This is a genomic window from Arthrobacter sp. CP30 (assembly GCF_053470025.1).
On record NZ_JBQEMM010000024.1, the window covers coordinates 1 to 2272 of the forward strand.

1 protein-coding gene is annotated in these 2272 nt (G+C 69.8%); it reads left to right on the top strand.

Annotated elements, in window-relative coordinates; all coding sequences use genetic code 11:
* Positions 1–60: 60 nt before the first annotated feature.
* Positions 61–2181 carry an acyl-CoA dehydrogenase family protein gene (locus ACTIMO_RS17125; RefSeq protein WP_448183201.1) on the top strand — a complete coding sequence of 707 codons (2121 nt, stop codon included), beginning with the start codon at positions 61–63 and terminating at the stop codon, positions 2179–2181.
* Positions 2182–2272: the final 91 nt, after the last annotated feature.

The window sequence follows — 2272 nt, forward strand, 5'->3', positions numbered from 1 at the left end:
CTCCCCACCCCCGGTCCCACCGACGCGTTCACCCACCCGCCGACCAGCGAAGGACACACCATGACGCAGACCATCTCCCGGCCGCAGCAGATCCCCGCGACGGTTGACATCCGCGACGACGAGCGAGCCACGGTGGACACCGCGGAACTCGGCGAACTGCTCCTCGGCAAGTGGGCGGACGTTCGCCGCGTCGCCCGTGAGCTGGCCGGCCGCCCCGAGGTCCACAAGATCGAGGGCCTGACGCACCACGACCACCGGCTGCGCTGCTTCGACCAGCTGCACTACCTGGTGCAGCAGCAGGCCGTGCACCGCGCCTTCCCGGTCGCGTTCGGCGGCAACGACGACCACGGCGGCAACATCGCCGGCTTCGAGGAGCTCGTCGTCGCCGACCCGTCACTGCAGATCAAGGCCGGCGTGCAGTGGGGCCTCTTCGGCTCCGCCGTCATGCACCTCGGGACGCAGAAGCACCACGAGGCGTGGCTCCCCGGCATCATGGACATGGAAATCCCGGGCTGCTTCGCGATGACGGAGACCGGACACGGAAGCGACGTGGCGAGCATCGCCACCACCGCGACCTTCGACGCCGCGACGGACGAGTTCGTCATCAACACCCCGTTCCGGGCCGCCTGGAAGGACTACATCGGCAACGGAGCCATCGACGGGCGCGCCGCCGTCGTCTTCGCCCAGCTCATCACCAACGGCGTCAACCACGGCGTGCACGGCCTCTACGTCGAGCTCCGCACCGAGGACGGCTCCTTCACGCCCGGTGTGGGTGGCGAGGACGACGGCATCAAGGGTGGCCTGAACGGGATCGACAACGGGCGGCTGCACTTCACCGACGTGCGGGTGCCGCGCACCAATCTGCTCAACCGCTACGGGGACGTCGCCGAGGACGGTACGTACACCTCCCCCATCGCCTCGCCCGGTCGCCGGTTCTTCACCATGCTCGGGACGCTGGTGCAGGGCCGTGTCTCGCTGGACGGTGCCGCCGTCGCAGCGAGCAAGCTCGCGCTCACCGCGGCCGTCACGTACTCCACCCAGCGACGGCAGTTCAACGCCTCGTCGGACCTCAAGGAAGAGGTGCTCATGGACTACCAGCGGCACCAGCGCCGCCTGCTCCCCCGCCTCGCGGCGACCTACGCGGCCTCCTTCGCCCACGAGGAACTCCTCGAGAAGTTCGACGACGTCTTCTCCGGCGCGCACGACACGGACGAGGACCGGCAGGACCTCGAGACCCTTGCCGCAGCCCTCAAGCCCCTCTCCACGTGGCTCGCCCTCGACACCCTGCAGGAATGCCGCGAGGCGACCGGCGGTCAGGGCTTCCTCATCGAGAACCGCTTCGCGTCGCTGCGCGCCGACCTCGACGTGTACGTGACGTTCGAAGGTGACAACACGGTGCTCCTGCAGCTCGTGGCGAAGCGCCTGCTGACGGACTACGCCAAGGAGTTCAAGGGCGTCGACTTCGGAGTGCTCGCCCGCTACGCCGTGTCCCAGGCCGCGGGCAGGACGCTGCACCGCTCCGGCCTGCGCCGGGTCGCACAGACCGTGGCCGACTCGGGATCCGGCAAGAAGTCGGCGATCGCGCTGCGTGACGAGGACACCCAGCACGAGCTGCTCTCGGACCGGGTGCAGACGCGTGTCGCCGAGCTCGCCGGCGCACTGCGCGGAGCCAAGGGCATGTCCCAGGAGAAGTCCGCCGCACTCTTCAACCTGCACCAGAACGAGCTCATCGAGGTGGCCCACGCCCACGCCGAACTGCTCCAGTGGGAAGCCTTCACGCGGGGCCTGAAGAGGATCGAGGATCCCGGGACGCGGGAGGTCCTCACCCGCCTCCGTGATCTCTTCGGTCTGTGCCTCATCGAGAAGGACCTGGCCTGGTTCCTGATGAACGGCCGGCTCTCCTCGCAGCGTGCGCGCACGCTGGACGGGTACATCAACCGGCTCCTGGCCAAGATCCGCCCGCATGCCCTCGACCTCGTCGAGGCGTTCGGCTACGGACCGGAGCACCTCCGGTCGGAGATCGCGACGGGCGTCGAGGATCTCCGCCAGGAGGAGGCGGCCGAGTACATGCGCCGCCGTCGGGCGGGCGGCGATGCACCCATCGACGAGAAGACCCTGCTCGCCCGCGTGGCGAAGGACAAGAAGGCGAAGAAGGCGAAGAAAGCCGCTCGCGCCGGCTGATCGGCGCAGGCGCCGGGCCGGGCTGATCGGGCCCCCGAGAGTCGGGCGGCGGGGTGGTGCAGGTCGGCCCCCCCCCCCCCCCCCCCCCCCC